Here is a 17,603-nt window from a genome sequence, read left to right as displayed (position 1 = left end):
GAAGGAGCCACATGTCCGACAACCCCTCGCAGCCGGAGCGGGAGGGCCCGCAGGAACCGGGGCCGCTCCCCTTCGGGACACTGCCGGCCGGCGGGCGGCAGCGCCGCCGTTCCCTGTGGCTGCTGCTGGTGCCGGCCGTGCTGTACTGCGCGGCGCCGCTGGTGGCCAACAGCATCGAACCGCGCATCCTGGGTGTGCCGTTCCTGCTGGCGTGGATCATCGCCGCGACCATCGTCTCGCCGCTGGTCATCTGGGCCGCGGCCCGCCTGGATCCGGCCTACCGCAGCGGCGCGCCGGAGCCGATACCCGCGGACGAGCCGCACGACGCGGAAAGCGGCGGCCCGGACGGCACGGGCGCGGGAGGTGCCCGATGAGTTCTTCCGCGACGATCGCCACGACGATCTTCGCCCTGGCGATGGTGGCCACCATCGCCGTGGGCCTGCTCAGCGCCCGGGGCCGGGACAAGGGGATGGCCGAGTGGTCGGTCTCCAGCCGCGGCCTGGGCGTGCTGTTCATCTGGCTGCTGATGGCCGGTGAGACATACACCAGCTTCTCGTTCCTGGGCACCGCCGGCTGGTCGTTCTCCTACGGTGTGCCGATCCTGTACCTGGTGGCGTATCTGACCACCGGCTTCGCCGTCGCCTATGTGGTGGGACCGGCGCTGTGGACGTACGCCAGCCGGCACCGGCTCATCTCCATCGCGGACATGGCCGAACACCGGTTCCGCTCACGGCCGTTGGGCATCCTGGTCGCGGTGGTGGCGACGGTCTTCATCGTGCCCTACATCCAGCTGCAGATTCAGGGCATGGGCGTCGTGGTCAACGCCATGACGTACGGGAGCGTGGACCTGCGGGTGGCCGCCGTCATCTCCTTCGTCGTCGCCGAGGTCTTCATCCTCGTCTCGGGGCTGCGCGGTTCGGCCTGGGTCAGCGCGCTGAAGGACGTGCTGGTGATCGCGGCGGTGGCGTTCCTCGCGGTGTACGTGCCGATGCACTACGTGGACGGGCTCGGGGACTTCATGCAGCGGATGGTCACGGAGAGGCCGGAGTGGCTGACCTTCCCCGGGCACGACTCGGGCGGGCTGGACGGCACGTGGTTCGTCAGCACCCTGCTGCTCAACGCCGTGACCATCACCATCTTCCCCACCACCGTGGCCGGCTACCTCAGCGCCAAGTCCCCCAACGCGCTGCGCCGCAACGCGCTGCTGCTGCCGTGGTACCAGCTGCTGCTGTTCATCCCGATGATGGTCGGCGCCACCGCCCTGTTCGTGATACCCGGTCTGGAGAACCCGGACCTGGCGCTGTTCAGCCTCGTCACGGACTCGCTGCCCGCTCCGCTGGTCGCCGTGATCGGGGTGGCGGGGGCGCTCTCGGCCATCGTGCCGATGAGCGTGTTCATGCTCGCCATCGGCACGCTGTGGGGCAAGACCCTGCTGGGCGGCGGCAACGGCGCCGACCCGCGCAGCCGCCGCGGGGACGGCACCGCCACGGCCGGTGACATGCGCACCAAGCGCCTGTCGCAACTGGTGTGCCTGCTTGCGGGGCTGCTCGCTCTGGGCGGGAGCCTGTTCTTCCCGAACACGCTGGTGGAGCTGTCCGTGCTGTCCTACGAGGGGCTGGCCCAGCTGGTTCCGGCCGTGCTGCTCGCGCTGTACTGGCGGCGGATGTCCACCGCGGCCGCGACAGCGGGACTGCTGGTGGGGCTGACGGTGATGACTGCGCTGTGGGCCACCGGCAACGATCCCTGGAACGGCGTCAACGGCGGCATCATCGCCCTGGCCGCCAACCTGGCGGTCACCTGGGCCGTCACCATGGCCCGTCCGGCCTCCGGCGGTGCGCCCGGAGCCGGAGGCTCCAGCGGCAGCTCCGCCGCTGCCACCACTTCCGGGGAGGCGAAATGATCAGGGAGACCGCACCGGTGCTCTACCGCGCCGCACGCTTCGTCAGCCAGCAGGGGCAGGGACCGGAGCCCGAAGCGCTGGCCGTCGCGGGAGGGACCGTTCGGGCCACCGGTACGGTCGCGGGGCTGCGTGAGCGCTTCCCCGGCGCCGAAGAAGTCGACTTCGGGGACGCGTGCGTCGTCCCCGGCCTCAACGACGCCCACATCCACCTCGCCATCGCCGCCGAGGACCTGCTGCACCTGGACCTGTCCGCCGGCGCCGTCGACGGCGTGGAGGACCTGCTCGCGCAGGTGCGCGGTGAGGCGGAGCGGGCGGTGCCCGGAGAGTGGATACGCGGCAGCCGCTACGACGACACCAAGACCGGCCCGCTCACCCGCCGGGACCTGGACCGTGCCGCTCCCGGCCATCCCGTCCTGGTCGTGCACGTCGCCGGTCACTGGGGAGTGGCCAACTCCGCGGCCCTGCGCGCCCTGCACATCGACGAGGACACTCCCCCGCCCTCCGGCGGCGACTTCGGCCGGGACCAGGACGGGCGCCTGGACGGACGGCTCGTCGAACGTGCCCTGATGAACGTCGTCTACCCCGCCACCGCGCGCGGTACCTCCCCGCTGCGTCCCAGCTCACCGCGGGAGAAGCTGCGCGGCCTGGCCCGCGCGCAGCGGCAGTGGCACGCGGCCGGGCTCACCTCCGTGTGCGACGCGCTCATCGCACCCGAGGACATCGCGCTGTTCCGGCAGGCGCGCGCCGAGGGCGGGCTGACGCTGCGGGTGGGCATGCTGCTGTCCGTGGACCACTACGCCGCGGCCCGCGCGCTGGGCGTGGGCAGCGGCTTCGGCGACGACCGGCTGCGCCTCGTGGGCGTCAAGGCGTTCGTGGACGGTGCGATCGGCGGGCGTACATGCCTGCTGGAGGAGCCCTACTCCGAGTCCGGCGGGCACGGCCTGCAGACCACCTCCACCGGCGAGCTCTTCGAGCAGGTCCGCACGGTGCACGGGGACGGCAACCGCATCGGCGTGCACGCCAACGGTGACGCGGCGGTCCGTCTCGTGCTCGACGCCTTCGAGGCCGCGCAGCGGGAGACACCACGGCCGGGGCTGCGGCACCGCATCGAGCACTGCAGCGTCATCGACGACGGCATCCTGGCGCGGATGCGCGCGCTGGGCGCGATCGCGGTGCCCTTCGCCGGCTACGCGGCGTATCACGGCGGGCCGCTGAACCGCTGGTACGGCCCGGACCGTACCGAGCGGATGTTCGCGCACCGCTCTTTCCTGGACGCGGGGGTCGGCGTCGCCGGCTCGTCCGACTATCCGTGCGGCCCTTACCAGCCGCTGCTGGGCCTGCAGTCGATGGTCACCCGCGAGGGCGCCGACGACGGCGTCCCCGTCGGCCCCTCGCAGCGGGTCACGGCCCGCGAGGCGCTGGCCGTCTTCACGCTCGGTTCGGCGGAGGCGGAAGGCACCTCGCACCTCAAGGGGCGCCTCGCGCCCGGGTATCTGGCCGATTTCACCGTACTGGGGCAGGACCCTCTCGAGGCCGACCCGCACGCGCTGGCCGACATCCCGGTGCGCGCCACCTACGTCGGCGGCGAGTGCGTGCACGAGACGTGAGGTCCCTGGGAGACGGGGAGCCGCTGGGCGCTGCAACGGCTCCCCGTGCCGGACGCGCACGAGGCGTGCCCCGTCAGGGCCGGTCAGGGACTGCGCCACACGCCAGGCCGGGGGCGCGTACGCCAGGCCGGGACGCGGCGCACGCTCCTCCTGGCGCGGCGAGCCGGTCCCGCACCGCGGCCACCGAAGCCGCGGCAGCGCTCCTCGACGTCGCGGAGCGGCGCGCGGGAGCGCTCAGGCCGCCTCGACGGCCGCCTTGATCCGCTTGCCGAAGTCGTCCGCGTCCTTGCGCGCGGCGCTCAGGGCGACTCCTGCGACCATCTTCCCCACGCCGTGGCCGGTGAGTTTGTTGAAGAGCCTCACCCGGGTCTTCCCACCGGGTACCGGCTCGAGGTCGTAGCCGCCTTCCTCGGCGGTGACGAGGTTCTTGGTGATCTCCGTCCAGCGGATCTTCGCCGGCGGGTCGAACTCGGTGATCCTGAACTCCCGGCGGGTCTTGACCCCACCGTCCTTGACCGTGCTGCGGTAGACGGTGCCCACGCCGGTCGGGCCGTCGGTCGTCTTGGTCATCTCCTGGACCCGGGGGCTGAACTCGGGGTCGTTCTCACCGTTGGCGAGGTAGGCGAAGACCTCCTCGACCGGGCGGTCGACCTGCGTGGTCACCTCGAACTGTCCGGACATCGTTCCTCCCGTTCGGCGTGGCCCCGCCGCGTCCGGACTCGTGCCGTCGCGCGGGCCCGGCCCTCTCTCAGGGCTGCTTGCGTGCCTGCTTGGTCGCCTTGCCCGCCGCGTCCCGTTCGGAACTGGCGTCGCTCGTGCTCAGCGAGCCGCCCGCGCTCTCCAGGTGTGCGCGGACGAACCACTGGAAGAGTTCGAGGCCGCGCAGCTGCTCGATGATCATGTCCTGGGTGACCGGGTCGCTCTCGCCGGTGGCACGCACGACGGCCCGGTGGTCCTCGATGACGCCGGTGTAGACCAGATCGAGCGCCCCGAGATGTTCGATGGCCTCGGCGCGGCCGAGGCTGTAGTCCTCCCAGCTGCGCCCCGCCACGAGCGCCCCGGGGGTTCCGTGCGGTACGCCGCCGAGGGTGGAGATGCGCTCCGCCGTGGTGTCGGTCATCTTCCGTACGGCCTCGACCTGGGGGTCGAGCATCTCGTGCACCGCGATGAAGTGCGGACCGACGACGTTCCAGTGGACGTGCTTGAGCGTGAGGGCGAGATCGTTGAGGGCGTGCAGGCGCATCGTCAGCAGCTCGATGACGTCGCTGCCGTCCTGCTGGGTCATGCCGGGGACGGTGTACTTCGGCTTGCGGGCACTGCTGGGCACGGCGTCTCCCTCTCCACGTGGACGGGCCGCCCTGGCTCTGCGGCTCATCCCATGCGAACACCGGCGGCGCCGCGCCGCGCGCCGGGAGGGCCGCCCGTACCCCGTTCGGGCGCCCTGCCGGCCGGCAGCGGTGGGGCCGGCCGTCAGGCCAGGCCGGCCAGCGTCCGCAGCGGCGCGCAGCGCCCGCGGACCGGCACCGACCACAGGGTGTGGCCGCGCACGCCGAAGCAGGCCAGCACCGTGTTGGCGGCCTGGAACCCGGTTGTCGCCGCGCGTTCCATCAGCGCCACCGGCAGCGCGGTACGCACCAGGTCCCCCGCGAGGGCCAGCCGGGGGTGGGGGGTGCGCACGGCCGGACGGTCCTCGTAGCCGCCGACGGGGAAGTGCGGGCAGTCCTGCCTCCATTCGTGGCGCACGTCGAGGACGAGGGCGTGCCCCGTTTCGGGATAGACGCGCTTCACGCCCTCCCACAGGGCCCGCTCGACCGAGGCGCGCCCGGTGTGCGGGTCGACGGCGTAGGCGTGCGCCTCCAGCACGCTGCCGCCGCTGCGGCGGGCCCAGCGCGCCGCCTCGCCCTCCCACCGCTCCAGGACGCTGACGTTGTCCAGCGGCCCGTATCCGCTGGTGCCCAGGAAGCCGGGACGGCCGGCGGCGACGGGGCGGTCCGTCCAGTAGCGCGAGACGAGGAAGGGGGGTGCCGGGCGCAACGCGTCGATGCGGGCACGCCAGGACGGGTCGCCCAGCGCGGGCGAGCCTGCGACCAGGGTGCGCAGGCCCTGGCCGTCGAGTGCGAGGACGACCGCGTCGTAGCGCTCGTCCGTGGTGCGGTGCGCGGAGCCGGCCGGGGCGGTGACAAGCTGGAACCCCTCACCGTCGGGGTGCACTTCGCGTACGGCGGTGCCCGTGCGCACGGCGGTGCCGCACCCGGTCAGGTACCGGGCGAGGGGGTTCCACAGGGCGGCGGGGAAGGGTTCGGCGGGCACGTCGAAGAGGAGGCCCTCTGCGGAGCCGAGGAAGTAGATGTGGAACATCAGGGCCACTTCGGCGGCCGACATCTCACGCGGGTCGGCGAAGAAGCTGCGGGAGAAGACCTCGAAGGCCAGGTGCCGGGCCTCTTCGGGGAAACGCACCGTGTCCAGGAAGCCGGCGGCGCTGACGGAGTCGAGCCTCCGGTAGATCTCCGGCACGGCCACGTCCAGCAGGGGGAGCGCAGCGCGGGGGTTCATGCCCGCCAGGCCGCGCCAGGTGAAGGTGGGGCTGCGGGTGAGGAATCCCAGCAGGCTCCAGGGGGGTGTGCGCGGCACGCCGCGGAAGCTGTCGCGTGCTCCGCCGTGGCGCTGGAGGGGGTAATCGGCGAGCGGGACCAGGGACGTCAGCCCGGGGTCGGCCCGCCGCAGCAGCGCCCGCAGGTTGTAGTACTGCCGGAAGAAGGCGTGGAATCCCCGGCTCATCGTCACCGCCGTGCCGTCGGCAAGGCGGGTGGGCCAGCCGGTGACCCGTCCGCCCAGTGTGTCCTCACGCTCCAGCAGGTCCACGCGCAGTCCCCGTTCGGCCAGGGCCGTCGCGGCGGCGAGTCCGGCGATGCCGCCTCCGACGACGGCCGCCGTGCGGGGTGGAGAGCCCTGCGGGCTCGGTCTGCCCGCGGGGCCGGGCCACATCACGGCCCGCCGGTCGCGTCCCGGCGGCCGGTGCTTGCTCCGCGCTCCGGGCGTGCCGGTCACCTCAGCGCCGCTTCCTGCCCGGAGCCGCGGTCCGGGCCGGGAGGACCTCCCGCGGCCGGTGCCGCGGCGGTGCGGCGGGGAAGCGCGGGCAGCGCGGCCAGGGAGCGCAGCATCGCGCCGACGGGTGTGCGCACGCCGAGGGACCACTCGTCGCGCGGCGTGGAGCGGCCGTCCAGGAAGCGCAGGACCCGCGGCAGGGGGTTGCGGCGGAAGAGGTCCTCGAAGAAGGCGGCGCCCTCGACCTCTCCGGCGGCCAGCGCCCGCAGCAGCACGGCGTCCATGGCACGGTGGCGGCGTGCGTGCGGCCGGGGCGGCAGCGGTGTGCGGCCCGCGCGGCAGGCCGACGCGATGTGCGCCGTCTGCCGCTGAAGCGCGGCGAAGGTGTAGCCGGTGGAGGGACGGGTGGCGCCGGCGGCGGCGCCGAGGGGGAAGACACGGGCGCCGGTGCGGCGGGGGAAGAGCCCGTCCGTCATGGGGATGACGCCCTGCTCGGTGCCGGTGACGGTGAAGGTGCCCAGCGGGCGGGTGACGTGGGTGTAGTGCCGCAGCGCCGCCTCGTAGACGTCGCGGTTCAGGGGCGCCGCGGAGAACTCCGTGTACTCGACGAGCGCCTCACGGGTGCTGAAGGGCAGCACGTAGACGAAGGAGACCCCCCGGCCGGGCTGCGGTGTGCGCAGGTCCATCAGCTCGGCAACGGCCGGGTCGAAGCAGCTCTCACGGGTGCGTACGAACCAGCCGCGGAAGTGCTGCAGCAGCGTGGTGCGGGCGGGCGGCAGCCGCCGGGGCGGACGGGAGTCGAAAATCCAGCGGCCGTGGAGCCGGAAGGGCCGCCCGTCGGCGTCCGTCCCCTCGGCCAGCGCGCCGCGGGGGCCGTCGTGGACGGCGGTGACGGTGCCGGTGAGCATCCGCACTCCGGGCACCGGGCGCAGCCGCTCTTCCACAGCGCGGGTGAAGTCACCCGAGCGGAGCATCTTGTACGGCGTCGGGCAGGGGCCGCCCACACTCGCGCCGTCACGGCCCCGCACGAGCATCCGCCGCCACGACGCGGCCAGCATCCCGTCCCACTCGCCCCCGGCCTCCTCCCAGAAGCACCAGGTACGGGCGGGGCTGCGTACCGGTCCAGGGGGCGGCTCCACGACGGTCACCGACGGCACGGGGGCCGGCTCGCCCGCCCGGCGGTCCACCAGCCGCCAGGCCAGCGACAGCCCGGCGGCGCCCGCGCCGATCACCACGACGTCCGACTCGTCCACGGGCACCTCCTGCTCTCTCCCCGCCGCGTGCGGACACCCATACCGGTAGCGGGACGCTGCCGGCGGGCGCCACGCCGCGCGGCGGGGTAGGTGTGGCACATGACAGTGCTTCGGGGCGGCGGGCTGACCTCCGCGTTCGACCGCGCGGCGGGGGCGTATGACCGTCTGGTCTCGGTGAGCCCGGGGTACCACCGGCAGCTGCGGGTCTCGGCGGAGCGGATGCTGACCACCCGGCAGGCGGAGAGCGGCGGCGCGGGCATGCGCGTGCTCGATCTGGGGTGCGGTACGGGCGCGTCCACCGCGGCGCTGCTGGCCGCCGCGCCGCGGGCGGGGATCGTGGCGGCCGACGCGTCGGCGGGGATGCTGGAGCGGGCGCGGGCGAAGGAGTGGCCGGGGGAGGTGACGTTCGTGCACGCGCCGGCCGAGCGGCTCGCCGAGGCCGGTGTTTCCGGGCCGTTCGACGCGGTTTTCGCGGCGTATCTGGTGCGCAATGTGCGGGAGCCGGACGCCGTGCTGCAGTCGGTGCGGAGGCTGCTGCGGCCGGGCGGCCGGCTGGCGGTCCACGAGTACAGCCTCAGCGGGACGCGGGTCCACCGGCTGGTGTGGTCCGCCGTGTGCGCCGGCGTGATCGTTCCGCTGGGTTCGCTGGGGCCCGGCGGCTCCCCGCTGTACCGGCATCTGTGGCGCAGCGTGCTGGCCTTCGACACCGCAGGCGTCTTCGCCCGGCGCCTGGGCGGAGCCGGGTACACGCGGGTGCGCTGCTGGTCCGTGCCCGGTTGGCAGCAGGGCATCGTGCACACCTTCGTCGCGGAGCGCGCGGACGGGCCCGGGGAGTGAGCCCCGCGGGAGGAGCGCGCGGAGGAGGGCGCCGCCGGCCGGTTCATCCGGGGAAGCGGCCCTCGCTGCGCAGTTGCCGGCGCCGTTCGGCGTAGGCGAGGTCGTCGCGCCACAGCCGGGCGGCGGCGCGCCGCATCAGGGGACGCAGCAGCGGCGCCGCGAAGCGGGCGGCGGCGAAGCCCGGCCTGTTGGAGGTTGCCAGCAGCGCCTCGGTCACGGCAGTCCGCGGGCCGGGGCTTCCGGGCGCCGTCAGCGGGGTGGCGTGCGTCTCCACGGACGAGGTGGCGCCCTCCCCGTCGAGGATGCGCATGACGACGGTGCGCGGTCCGGGTGCGGTGAACTCGGCCCGTACCGGCACGGCGGCCCGGCGCGTGAGCCGGTATGCTACGTCGACGACGAAGCGGTCCCCGTTCTCCGGCCGGGGTTCCTCGATGACGGTGAGCCGGGTGAAGGCGTAGGGGTGGAACCACGCGCCGTGCCAGGGGTCGAGGCGGTTGGCGACGATGTCCTCGCTCTCGCACCGGCCGGTCAGTGCGGCGACCGCGTCGAGCACCGGTGCGGTGGGGCGGGGCGGCAGCAGGGGCCGGGGCAGCGGCGCCTCACCGCCGGGCCCGTCGAGGCGGACCCAGAGCAGGACGCCGTCGTCCCAGGACGGGAAGGGCGTCCAGCCGGGCATGCCGTCCCCGTCCAGGCTCAGGCCGTGCCAGCGGCACACCAGCCGTCCCCCGTCCACCGCTCCCTCGCACAGGGGGGCTCCCAGGTGCGGGCACGCGCCCGGCCCGCTCACCACCGTGCCGGACGGCTCCCGCCACGCGACGACCTCGGTGCCGGCGACGGTGCGGCCCAAGGGCCGGCCCGGGCGCACCTCGCGGCTCGGGGCCAGCACGTACCAGTTGCCCGTCGGGCGGGCGCCCGCCCGCGCGAGCGCCCCGGCGATGACGGAGGGGCGGGCGTCGCGCCATGTGGGCTGCTGTGCCCGCCAGTCGAGGGCGGGAAGGAGCGTGAGGACGCCGCGCCGCCGCCGGGCAGGGGCTGCGGGGGCCGTCCCGGGCGGGGTGGAGGGCCGGGCGGTTGCCGTGCGGGCGTTCATGGGGACCTTCATGTGGGGATCTTCCGCGGTGGTCGGGGCTCTTGCGGGGAGGGGCGCGGGGGCCGGTGGACGGAGCCGGGAGCGGGAGCGGGAGCGCGCAGCGCGCCGCGGGCGCGGGTGGCACCGATCGCGGCCAGGCCGCGCAGCGCTACCGCCGCTCTCCTTCGGCGGGGGACGACCGTCCGGCAGTGGATGACCGCGCAGTCCGCCGCCTCGATCTCGTCGAGGATCGCCCGGTAGAGGACGAAGGCGGTCCGCACGCAGGGCCGGGAGAGCGGGTGCAGCATGGGAATGCCGCGCGCGGCGTGCCCGTAGATGTCGCGTGTGGTGGCGCACATCTCCCGCAGGGCGGCGCGGACCCGGGCGTCGGTGCGTCCGGTGCGGCGGCACCAGTGCAGCAGTTCGCGGTCGGCTCCGTGGGCCGCGAGCCGGTCGAGGGGGAGGTAGACGCGGCCGCGGTCCAGGTCCTCGCCGACGTCGCGCAGGAAGTTGGTCAGCTGGAAGGCGAGACCGAGGGATGCGGCGTGGGGCGCGGCCTGCGCGCGGGGTACGACGGTGCCCAGCACCGGCAGCACCTGCAGTCCGATGACTGCGGCGGAACCGTGCATGTAGCCGCGCAGGTCCTCGAAGGTCGGGTACTGCGTCACGTGCAGGTCCATGCGCATGGAGTGCATGAAGTCGGTGAAGTGGCGGGGGGAGATGCGGTAGCGGGCAACGGTGTCGGCAAGCGCCGCGATGACGGGGTGGGTGCTCCTCCCGGTGCGCACAGCGGTACGCAACCGGGCGTCGAGGCCGGCCAGTTGCCTGCCGCGCTCCCCCGCCTGAACCTCGCGGCCCGGGGTGTCGACGATGTCGTCGGCCAGCCGCGCGAAGCCGTACAGGGCATGGACGGCGGGGCGTTGACGCGGCGTGAGCAGCCGGGTGGCGAGGAAGTAGGTCTTGCCGCTGCGGGCGTTGAGCTGCCGGCAGCGTGTGTAGGCCAGGCGCAGCGCGGGGTCGTGGATGCCCGCGGCGTCCAGCTCCCGCGCCGTCACCGCCCGCCTCCCGCATGCGGGACGGGCGGGGCCCCCGCCGCGCCGGAAGGCGGAGCCGGGAGCGGGTCCGCGGGAGAGCCCTCACGCCGGCGGAGAGGCGCCCGGGCGGCTGGACGGGCGCCGGCCGCCCGGCCGCCGCCTCCCCGCTCGCCGCCGGTGACGCGGGCGGCGGCGAGCTTGCCGGAGATGACCACGGTCGGCACGCCCACCCCGGGAGTCGTGCCGCAGCCGGCGAGGACGACGTTGTCCCATCCGCGCGGCAGGTTCCGCGGCCGGAACGGCCCGGTCTGGGCGAAGGTGTGCGCGGCTGAGAAGGGTGTGCCCGCCGCGTGCTGCCGGGCGGCCCAGTCCGCCGGGGTGACCAGCCGCTCCATCTCGGCCTGCGCGCCGAACCCGTCCAGGCCGCGGCGCTGGAGCTCGGCCACGAGGCTGTCGCGGTATCGCGGTGCCAGCTCGCGCCAGTCGCGGGGTCCGGCGGAGAGGTTGGGGCAGGGGGCGAGGACGTAGTGCAGATGCCGTCCGGGCGGTGCGAGGGAGGGGTCGGAGAGCGTCGGGGTGGTGATCAGCAGCGACGGGTCGTTCATGAGCTCACCAGTGCGGGTGAGACGGCGGAAGGTCTCGTCCCAGGACGTGCCGAAGGAGAGGGTGTGGTGCGCCAGTCCGGGCCAGGTGCGCCGCCCTCCCACGTGCAGGACCACCGCCGAGGGCGCGTACCGCAGCGGCAGGACGCGCCGCGGCGCCCGGCCCAGCAGGCGGTGCACGGCGGGCAGGTCGCAGCTGAGGACGACGGCGTCGCAGGGGATGCGTCCGCCCTCGGCCGTACGCACCGCCACGGCCCGCCCCGCGGGTGAGCGCTCCAGGGCGGTGACAGTGCTGCCGTGGACGAAAGTGGCGCCGGCCCGCTGTGCGGCGGCGGCCAGGGCGCGGGGGACGGCGTGCATGCCGCCGCGCGGGAAGTGGACCCCGGCGACGGTGTCCATGTAGGCGATGACGGCGTACGCGGCCAGCGCGCGGGTGGGCGGCACGCCTGCGTAGAGGGACTGGAAGCAGAAGATGCGGCGCAGCCTCTCGTCGCGCAGGAAGCGGGAGACCCGCCCGGCCCAGGTGGAGAAGCCGCCCAGTGCCGCCAGGCGGGCGAGGTCGGGGGTGAGCAGAGCGAAGGGGGAGTCGAAATTGGCGTCGATGAAGCTGCGCATCTGCACGTGGTGCAGCCGCTCCAGCCAGCCGCGCAGCCGCAGGTATCCGGCTGCCTCGCCCGGGCCTGCGAACCGGCGGACTTCGGCCTCCATGGCGTGCGGATCGGTGTGGACGTCGATGCTGGAGCCGTCGGCGAAGCGGGCACGGTAGGCCGGGTGCAGCGGGAGCAGCTCGACCCTGTCGGCGAGCCGCTCGCCGACGGCGGCCATGGCCTCGTCCAGGAGGTGGGGCATGGTCAGCACTGTCGGCCCGGTGTCGAGGTGGTAGCCGCCCACCTCCTCGCGCCCTGCCCGGCCGCCGGGGAACTGCTCGCGTTCGACGACGGTGACGCTGCGGCCGGCGCCCAGCAGGTGCAGCGCCGCGGACAGTCCGGACAGTCCGGCGCCGACGACGACGACGTGGTCGGTCGGCCCGGCGAGCCTCCTCATCCTGGCTCACTCCTCTCTGTGTGACGGCCCCCGGCGTGTGGGAGTCCGGTTCGCCGCGGGACCGGCCGGACGGATGTGCTGCCCGGCCGGTCAGCCCGCCCCGGTCGAGACGCCGCGTACGAGTGCGCGGAGCCGCTCGGCGGCGGGCGGGGCAAGATGTGCCTGGTCGAGTGCGGTCAGAGCGGTGGCGGTGAGCTCCTCGATGCGTTCCTCGACGGCCGCGACGGCGCCGAGTCCGGTGAGCAGCTCCCGCACCTGCTCGAGTTCGCCGGCGCTCAGCTCGTGGTTGCCCAGGGCGGTGCGCAGGCGCTGCTCCGCCTGGCGCCGGCTGTGCGCGCGGGCACGCTGCAGTGCGATGGCCACCAGGTAGGTGGACGCGCCGTCCTTGATGTCCTCGCCCGCGGGCTTGCCGGAGCCGGCCGGTCCGCCGAAGACACCGAGGAGGTCGTTGCGCAGCTGGAAGGCGACACCGGCACTGCGTCCGGCCCGGCGGAGTGCCGCGACGAGGTCAGGTCCGGCTCCGGCCATCGCGGCGCCGAGGTGGAGGGGGCGTTCGACGGTGTAGAGGCCGCTCTTGAGGTAGGCCACGCGCAGGGATTCCTCGGGAGCGTCCGCGCTCAGCCCCTGCCCGTACAGGTCGAGGTACTGCCCGGCGATCGTCTCGGTGCGCATGGACCGCCACGGCTCACGCACGGCCCGCCGGGCCCTGGCGTCGAGCCCTGCGGTCTCGAACAGGTCGTCGGCCCACACGAGGGCCAGATCACCCGCGAGGATGGCGGCGGATGCGCCGAACGCCTCGGGGCTGCCGCGCAGTCCGGCGGTCCGGTGCTGCTCGGCGAGGGCGACATGCGCGGACGGTGCGCCGCGCCGCAGCAGCGATCCGTCCATGAGGTCGTCGTGGATGAGCGCGCAGCCCTGGATGAGTTCCAGCGCAGCGGCCACCCGCAGCACGGCGTCGGCGCCGCTGCCAGCCGGTGCGCCTCCGCACCCGCGCCAGCCCCACCACAGGAAGGCGGGACGGGTGCGCTTCCCGCCGCGCAGGAGGACGTCGGCGAGCAGGTCGATGACGTCCTCGGCGAACCGTTCGCTGCTGCGGGCCGCCTCGTTGCGGCGCTGTGCGATGTGCCGTCGCAGGAGGGCCTCGATGACGCCGCCGGTGTCCTGGTCCGGGTCCATCCTGGGCGTGCCGGTGTCCTGGGCTCCTTCGCGTACGCGGGCGCTCGGCCGACGCTGCATGGCGGCTCCTCCCGAGGTCGGCCTGACAGGGCACACACTCGCGTGCACAAAGTGAACGTGCGAACACGGAGAGTTTTTCAGCTCGGGCCGGGACGCGCACATCCGCGGAACCGGCGCCGGATATTCGAACGGAGACGCGCTCCGGTACGGGACGGGCGTGAGCGCGAGGGGAGCACGGGGCATTCACCGCGGAGGCATGGGCACCCGGGAGTAAAATCCGACAATGTAATGCAAGAAGGGCGGAAGGCAGGAAGATGCCGAGGGGCAGGAGACTCTCCGGCGGCGACCGGCCGTCATGGAGGACGCAGGGAAGCGCCGCGGTGGGAACTATCCGGCGCAAGATCGCCGAGGGCACCCGCGCCGTAGGCGGAACGGGCAAGGTCTCCCCCGGCGCGCCCCGCCACGGGAGCGGGAGCGCGGCGCCGGGCCCCGGGCAGGCGTACGCAGCCGAACACCCGCACACGAGAGGTGACCCTCCCCCATGGGCGACACGAAACAGCGCACCCAACGCGAGGAACTCTTCACCGACTTCGCGAACACCGTGAACCTCCCCGCGGGTCAGCTCGAGCACTGGCTGGAGACGCAGGAGTCCCGCGAAGCGGGCCGCCACAGGGGCCAGAGCGAGACCCACGGCCACGCCATGGGCCGGCGAGTCGTGCGGCTGCTGCGGACCCCCAAGTCGCAGTTCACCGCCGATGACCTGGTGCACATGCGTAAGGTCGTCCGCCATGTCGACCGGCAGCTCAAGCACCGTCCGCGAGGTGACGTCAGCGACACCGACTGGCGATACTCGCTCATGAACTGGGGCCACGATCCGCAGCGCTGAGCCGCACCCGCCCCTGCCGAGCGGAGGCGCGCGCGGCCGTACCGGGCGAGGACGGGCCCATGCTGCTGGCTGACCTCGCCCGTACCTCCCGAGAGATCACGGCCGTCTCCTCGCGCAAGGAGAAGGTGGCGCTGCTCGCGCGGCTCTTCCGCACCGCCTCGGCCGGTGAAGTGGCCCTTGTCGTCACCTACTTGGCGGGACGGCCCGGACAGCGCCGCACCGGGGTGGGATACCGCTCGCTGTCCGGACGGCGGTACGCCCCCGCGCCGTCCGCCCGGCTGACCGTCGCCGAGGTGGACGCCTCCCTGGAGCGGATCGCGGCCGTGCGCGGCAAGGGCGCCCAGGCGGAACGGGCACGGCTGCTGGAGGCACTGATGACCGCGGCCACCGGGGAGGAACAGCACTTCCTCTTCCGGCTGCTGACCGGTGAACTGCGGCAGGGCGCGCTGGACGCGTTCGCCGCCGAGGGGCTGGCCGAAGCGGTCGGCGTGGCCCCGGAAGGGGTGCGGCGTGCCGTGATGTTCAGCGGTTCGCTGGGCGCGGTCGCCCGGGGACTGCTGGAGAGGGGGCCGGAGGCGCTGGCGGACTTCCGGCTCCGCACGGGCAGTCCGGTCCAGCCGATGCTGGCGCAGAGCGCGAAGGACGTGGGCGAAGCGGTCGACAGGCTCGGCCCCTGCGTGGTCGAGGAGAAGCTGGACGGCATTCGGGTGCAGGTGCACAAGGACGGCGAGAGCGTGGGCGTCTACACCCGCACCCTGGACGACATCACCTCCCGGCTCCCCGAAGTCGTCGCCGCCGCCGGCGCGCTGGCCGCGCGGCAGGCAGTACTCGACGGCGAGGTGATCGCTCTCGACGAGCGGGGCAGACCCCGCGCGTTCCAGGAGGTCTCCCAGCGGGTGGGCTCCCATGTGGATGTGGCCTCGGCGCGGGCGGCTCTGCCGGTCACCGCCCGATTCTTCGACCTGCTGTCCGTCGACGGCCGTGACCTGGTGGATCTGCCCGTGCGGGAGCGCCACGACGCCCTCGCCCAGGTGGTGCCCGAGTCGCTGCGGGTGCGCCGTGTCCTGCTGGAGGACCCCGCGCAGGCACAACAGCGAGCCGCCGCCGAGCACTTCGCGCGCGAGGTGCTGGAGCAGGGCCATGAGGGCGTCATGGTCAAGGCGCTGGACTCGGTCTACCGCGCCGGCCGGCGCGGCGCGTCCTGGCTGAAGGTGAAACCGGTGCACACGCTCGACCTGGTGGTGCTGGCCGCGGAGTGGGGACACGGCCGGCGTACGGGCACGCTGTCCAACCTGCATCTGGGCGCCCGGCGCGCGGACGGCACGTTCGCGATGCTCGGCAAGACCTTCAAGGGGCTCACGGACGAGCTGCTGGCCTGGCAGACCGGGCGGCTGCGGGAGATCGCGCAGAGCGAGCACCCCTGGGGCGTGACGGTGCGGCCCGAACTCGTCGTGGAGATCGCCGTGGACGGGCTGCAGCGCTCCACCCGCTACCCGGCGGGCGTGACGCTGCGTTTCGCCCGCGTGGTGCGCTACCGCACGGACAAGAGCGCGGCACACGCGGACACGGTCGACGACGTCCTCGCGCTGCGCCGGTAGGGCCCGGGCGGGCGCGGCGCGAGGACGTCGCCTTCGCGGAACCTCAGGCGCGCGGGACCACCTTGGAGAGGACCGACGGCAGCCCCGCCCAGTCCGAGGTGATGAAACTGGCGTGTGACGAGGCGAGTTGCGACAGCCGCTCGGACGCCTCCTGCTCGGTGGGGCTGGTGCCGTCGATCTCCGGCGCGACCTTGTGGGCGTCCGTCATCACCACGAGATAGCCCCGCTCGCTGTACCACGCGGTGTCGATGGCACCGCCGGTGAAGGTGGAGGCGTCACCGTCGAAGAGCACGAACCAGGGGCGCAGCGCCTCCTCGTACCGTCCGGTGCGCGGGTCGCCCTCCTCGGCGCCGTGCACGGCGGGGAAGGCTCCCGCCTCGCCCAGCGTCCCCGCGGCGGCGAGGTCCTTGAGGTGGGTGGCGTACTCCTCGTCGGTCCACAGGTCGTCGGCGGGGTTGTTCTCCTCCACGGTGCCGGGGATGAGTTCGACGACGAACTTGCCGGCCATGGCGTCCCGGCCGGGCCAGCCGCCCGCGCCCACCGCCTCGTCCAGGGTGGCGTGTGCGCCGACGACGTCGGCGGGCCGCAGCAGCGCGTCGCCCAGCTTCTCGGAGAGCAGCGCGTCCAGTTCGTCGGGTCCCCGGTCGGCCTTGTCGTAGAAGCCGTCCTTCATCTCGACCTTGACCAGGACGGGCGGGTGGTCCGGGTTGGCGTCGTGCCAGGCGCGCATGTCGGCGAGGCAGCCGTCGAGCTTCTGGTCGCGCTTCTTGCTGCGCAGTTCGGCGGCGGTGGAAGCGTTCTCGCAATTGTTGTCGTTGCCGGTGGGGTTGGAGTGGGAGACGCGCCAGCCGCTGCCGACGATGTTGGTCCACACGTCCAGTTCGAGAAGAGACGCCCCCGAGTCGAGGGCGTCGGCGAAGTATTCGAACGTCCCCTTCTCGTAGGCGTTGTGGACGCCGACGGAGGTGGTGTCCGCGTAGGAGGACGCGTCTGTCTTGGCGCCTGCCTGCGCCGTGAGCGGACTGCTCAGAGTCGCGGCGGCGGTGACCAGGGCCGCCACCGGTACGGCGATGGCAAGGCGGGATCTGCTCATGGGCTGATACCTCGGGTGGTGTGGGGGGCCAAGTCGGCATCAGCGTAGAGGTGTTCATCTACCGGCGGGTACGTGTTGCGGAAATGGGCCGGCACGGTGCGGCACGGTGCGGCCGCGTCCTCGCGCACGCAGACGCCTCCCGCCGGCGGACTTCGCCGGCGGGAGGCGTACGGGACGGGCGGACGCTCAGCGGCGGCGCCTGCGTTTGGAGCGGTCGAGCGCGGCGATCCCGAGTGCCGCCAGGAGGAGTTGAATCAGCCACTCGCTCCAGTCGACGCCATTGGTGTCTGCCACGCCGAGGGTCTCCGCGAGGGCGGTGCCGACGAGGGCGGCCACGATGCCGACCACGATCGTCAGCAGAATCCCCACACGCTGACGGCCCGGCACGATGAGCCGCCCCAACACCCCGATCACGATGCCGATCACGATGGCGCTGATGATGCTTGAGATCTCCATGAT

Annotated in this window: 16 protein-coding genes; 6 read left to right on the top strand and 10 right to left on the bottom strand. The window is 73.7% G+C overall.

Annotated features, from left to right (window positions below; genetic code table 11):
- Window positions 1-11: 11 nt before the first annotated feature.
- Genes H343_RS31890 through H343_RS31880 form a run of 3 tightly spaced genes read left to right on the top strand, consistent with a single transcriptional unit; the run spans window position 12 to window position 3,507 of the window.
- Window positions 12-374: a DUF3311 domain-containing protein gene (locus H343_RS31890; RefSeq protein ID WP_078505961.1), complete on the top strand. Its 363-nt coding sequence runs from the start codon at window positions 12-14 to the stop codon at window positions 372-374.
- A complete protein-coding gene (locus H343_RS31885) occupies window positions 371-1,900 on the top strand; it encodes a sodium:solute symporter family protein (RefSeq protein WP_051265641.1) in 1,530 nt (509 codons plus the stop codon). Before H343_RS31890 ends, H343_RS31885 begins: the two co-directional genes overlap by 4 nt.
- Window positions 1,897-3,507, top strand: coding sequence for an amidohydrolase (locus H343_RS31880; RefSeq protein WP_037904502.1), 1,611 nt, complete (start codon window positions 1,897-1,899; stop codon window positions 3,505-3,507). The genes H343_RS31885 and H343_RS31880 overlap by 4 nt, the downstream gene beginning before the upstream one ends.
- A 234-nt stretch (window positions 3,508-3,741) precedes the next feature.
- Here H343_RS31880 and H343_RS0120940 read toward each other — a convergent pair whose 3' ends face one another.
- The 4 genes from H343_RS0120940 to H343_RS31875 all read right to left on the bottom strand — a co-directional run bounded on the left by H343_RS0120940 (window position 3,742) and on the right by H343_RS31875 (window position 7,805).
- Window positions 3,742-4,188, bottom strand: coding sequence for an SRPBCC family protein (locus H343_RS0120940; protein WP_028432749.1), 447 nt, complete (start codon window positions 4,186-4,188; stop codon window positions 3,742-3,744).
- 67 nt (window positions 4,189-4,255) lie between these two features.
- On the bottom strand, window positions 4,256-4,792 hold the full coding sequence (locus tag H343_RS0120935) for a Dps family protein (RefSeq protein ID WP_051265658.1): 537 nt from the start codon (window positions 4,790-4,792) through the stop codon (window positions 4,256-4,258).
- Between the two features lie 185 nt (window positions 4,793-4,977).
- A complete protein-coding gene (locus H343_RS0120930; RefSeq protein WP_106958902.1) occupies window positions 4,978-6,492 on the bottom strand; it encodes an FAD-dependent oxidoreductase in 1,515 nt (504 codons plus the stop codon).
- A gap of 59 nt (window positions 6,493-6,551) precedes the next feature.
- The gene (locus H343_RS31875; RefSeq protein ID WP_051265639.1) at window positions 6,552-7,805 is read right to left on the bottom strand and encodes a lycopene cyclase family protein; all 1,254 of its coding nucleotides are present in this window, start codon (window positions 7,803-7,805) and stop codon (window positions 6,552-6,554) included.
- Between the two features lie 99 nt (window positions 7,806-7,904).
- On the opposite strand from H343_RS31875, the gene H343_RS0120920 reads away from it, so the two are divergent.
- Complete coding sequence (locus tag H343_RS0120920) at window positions 7,905-8,642, top strand: class I SAM-dependent methyltransferase (RefSeq protein ID WP_028432746.1); 738 nt, start codon at window positions 7,905-7,907, stop codon at window positions 8,640-8,642.
- A 43-nt stretch (window positions 8,643-8,685) separates the two neighbouring features.
- Here H343_RS0120920 and H343_RS31870 read toward each other — a convergent pair whose 3' ends face one another.
- From H343_RS31870 to H343_RS31860, 4 genes are all read right to left on the bottom strand, one after another.
- Complete coding sequence (locus H343_RS31870) at window positions 8,686-9,732, bottom strand: Rieske (2Fe-2S) protein (RefSeq protein WP_078505974.1); 1,047 nt, start codon at window positions 9,730-9,732, stop codon at window positions 8,686-8,688.
- 8 nt (window positions 9,733-9,740) lie between these two features.
- Window positions 9,741-10,766 carry a phytoene/squalene synthase family protein gene (locus H343_RS0120910; protein WP_028432745.1) on the bottom strand — a complete coding sequence of 342 codons (1,026 nt, stop codon included), beginning with the start codon at window positions 10,764-10,766 and terminating at the stop codon, window positions 9,741-9,743.
- Window positions 10,763-12,391: a phytoene desaturase family protein gene (gene crtI / locus H343_RS31865; protein ID WP_051265637.1), complete on the bottom strand. Its 1,629-nt coding sequence runs from the start codon at window positions 12,389-12,391 to the stop codon at window positions 10,763-10,765. Before crtI ends, H343_RS0120910 begins: the two co-directional genes overlap by 4 nt.
- Before the next feature lie 90 nt (window positions 12,392-12,481).
- A complete protein-coding gene (locus H343_RS31860; protein ID WP_158679588.1) occupies window positions 12,482-13,627 on the bottom strand; it encodes a polyprenyl synthetase family protein in 1,146 nt (381 codons plus the stop codon).
- 481 nt (window positions 13,628-14,108) lie between these two features.
- Between H343_RS31860 and H343_RS0120895 the strand changes: the two genes are divergently transcribed.
- Window positions 14,109-14,453, top strand: a complete 345-nt coding sequence (locus H343_RS0120895) for a DUF3140 domain-containing protein (protein WP_028432744.1) — start codon at window positions 14,109-14,111, stop codon at window positions 14,451-14,453.
- Window positions 14,454-14,512: 59 nt separating this feature from the next.
- Window positions 14,513-16,051 (top strand): ATP-dependent DNA ligase, encoded by a 1,539-nt coding sequence (locus tag H343_RS0120890; RefSeq protein WP_028432743.1) that lies wholly within the window; start codon window positions 14,513-14,515, stop codon window positions 16,049-16,051.
- 43 nt (window positions 16,052-16,094) lie between these two features.
- Here the strand turns inward: H343_RS0120890 and H343_RS0120885 are convergent, their stop codons facing one another.
- Together H343_RS0120885 and H343_RS0120880 are read right to left on the bottom strand one after the other, a co-directional pair.
- Window positions 16,095-17,144, bottom strand: coding sequence for a phosphatidylinositol-specific phospholipase C domain-containing protein (locus tag H343_RS0120885; RefSeq protein WP_028432742.1), 1,050 nt, complete (start codon window positions 17,142-17,144; stop codon window positions 16,095-16,097).
- A 186-nt stretch (window positions 17,145-17,330) separates the two neighbouring features.
- On the bottom strand, window positions 17,331-17,600 hold the full coding sequence (locus H343_RS0120880; RefSeq protein WP_028432741.1) for a GlsB/YeaQ/YmgE family stress response membrane protein: 270 nt from the start codon (window positions 17,598-17,600) through the stop codon (window positions 17,331-17,333).
- Between the last annotated feature and the right edge of the window lie 3 nt (window positions 17,601-17,603).

The organism is Streptomyces sp. TAA204 (genome assembly GCF_000424965.1).
This window is presented reverse-complemented; position numbering and strand designations above follow the sequence as displayed.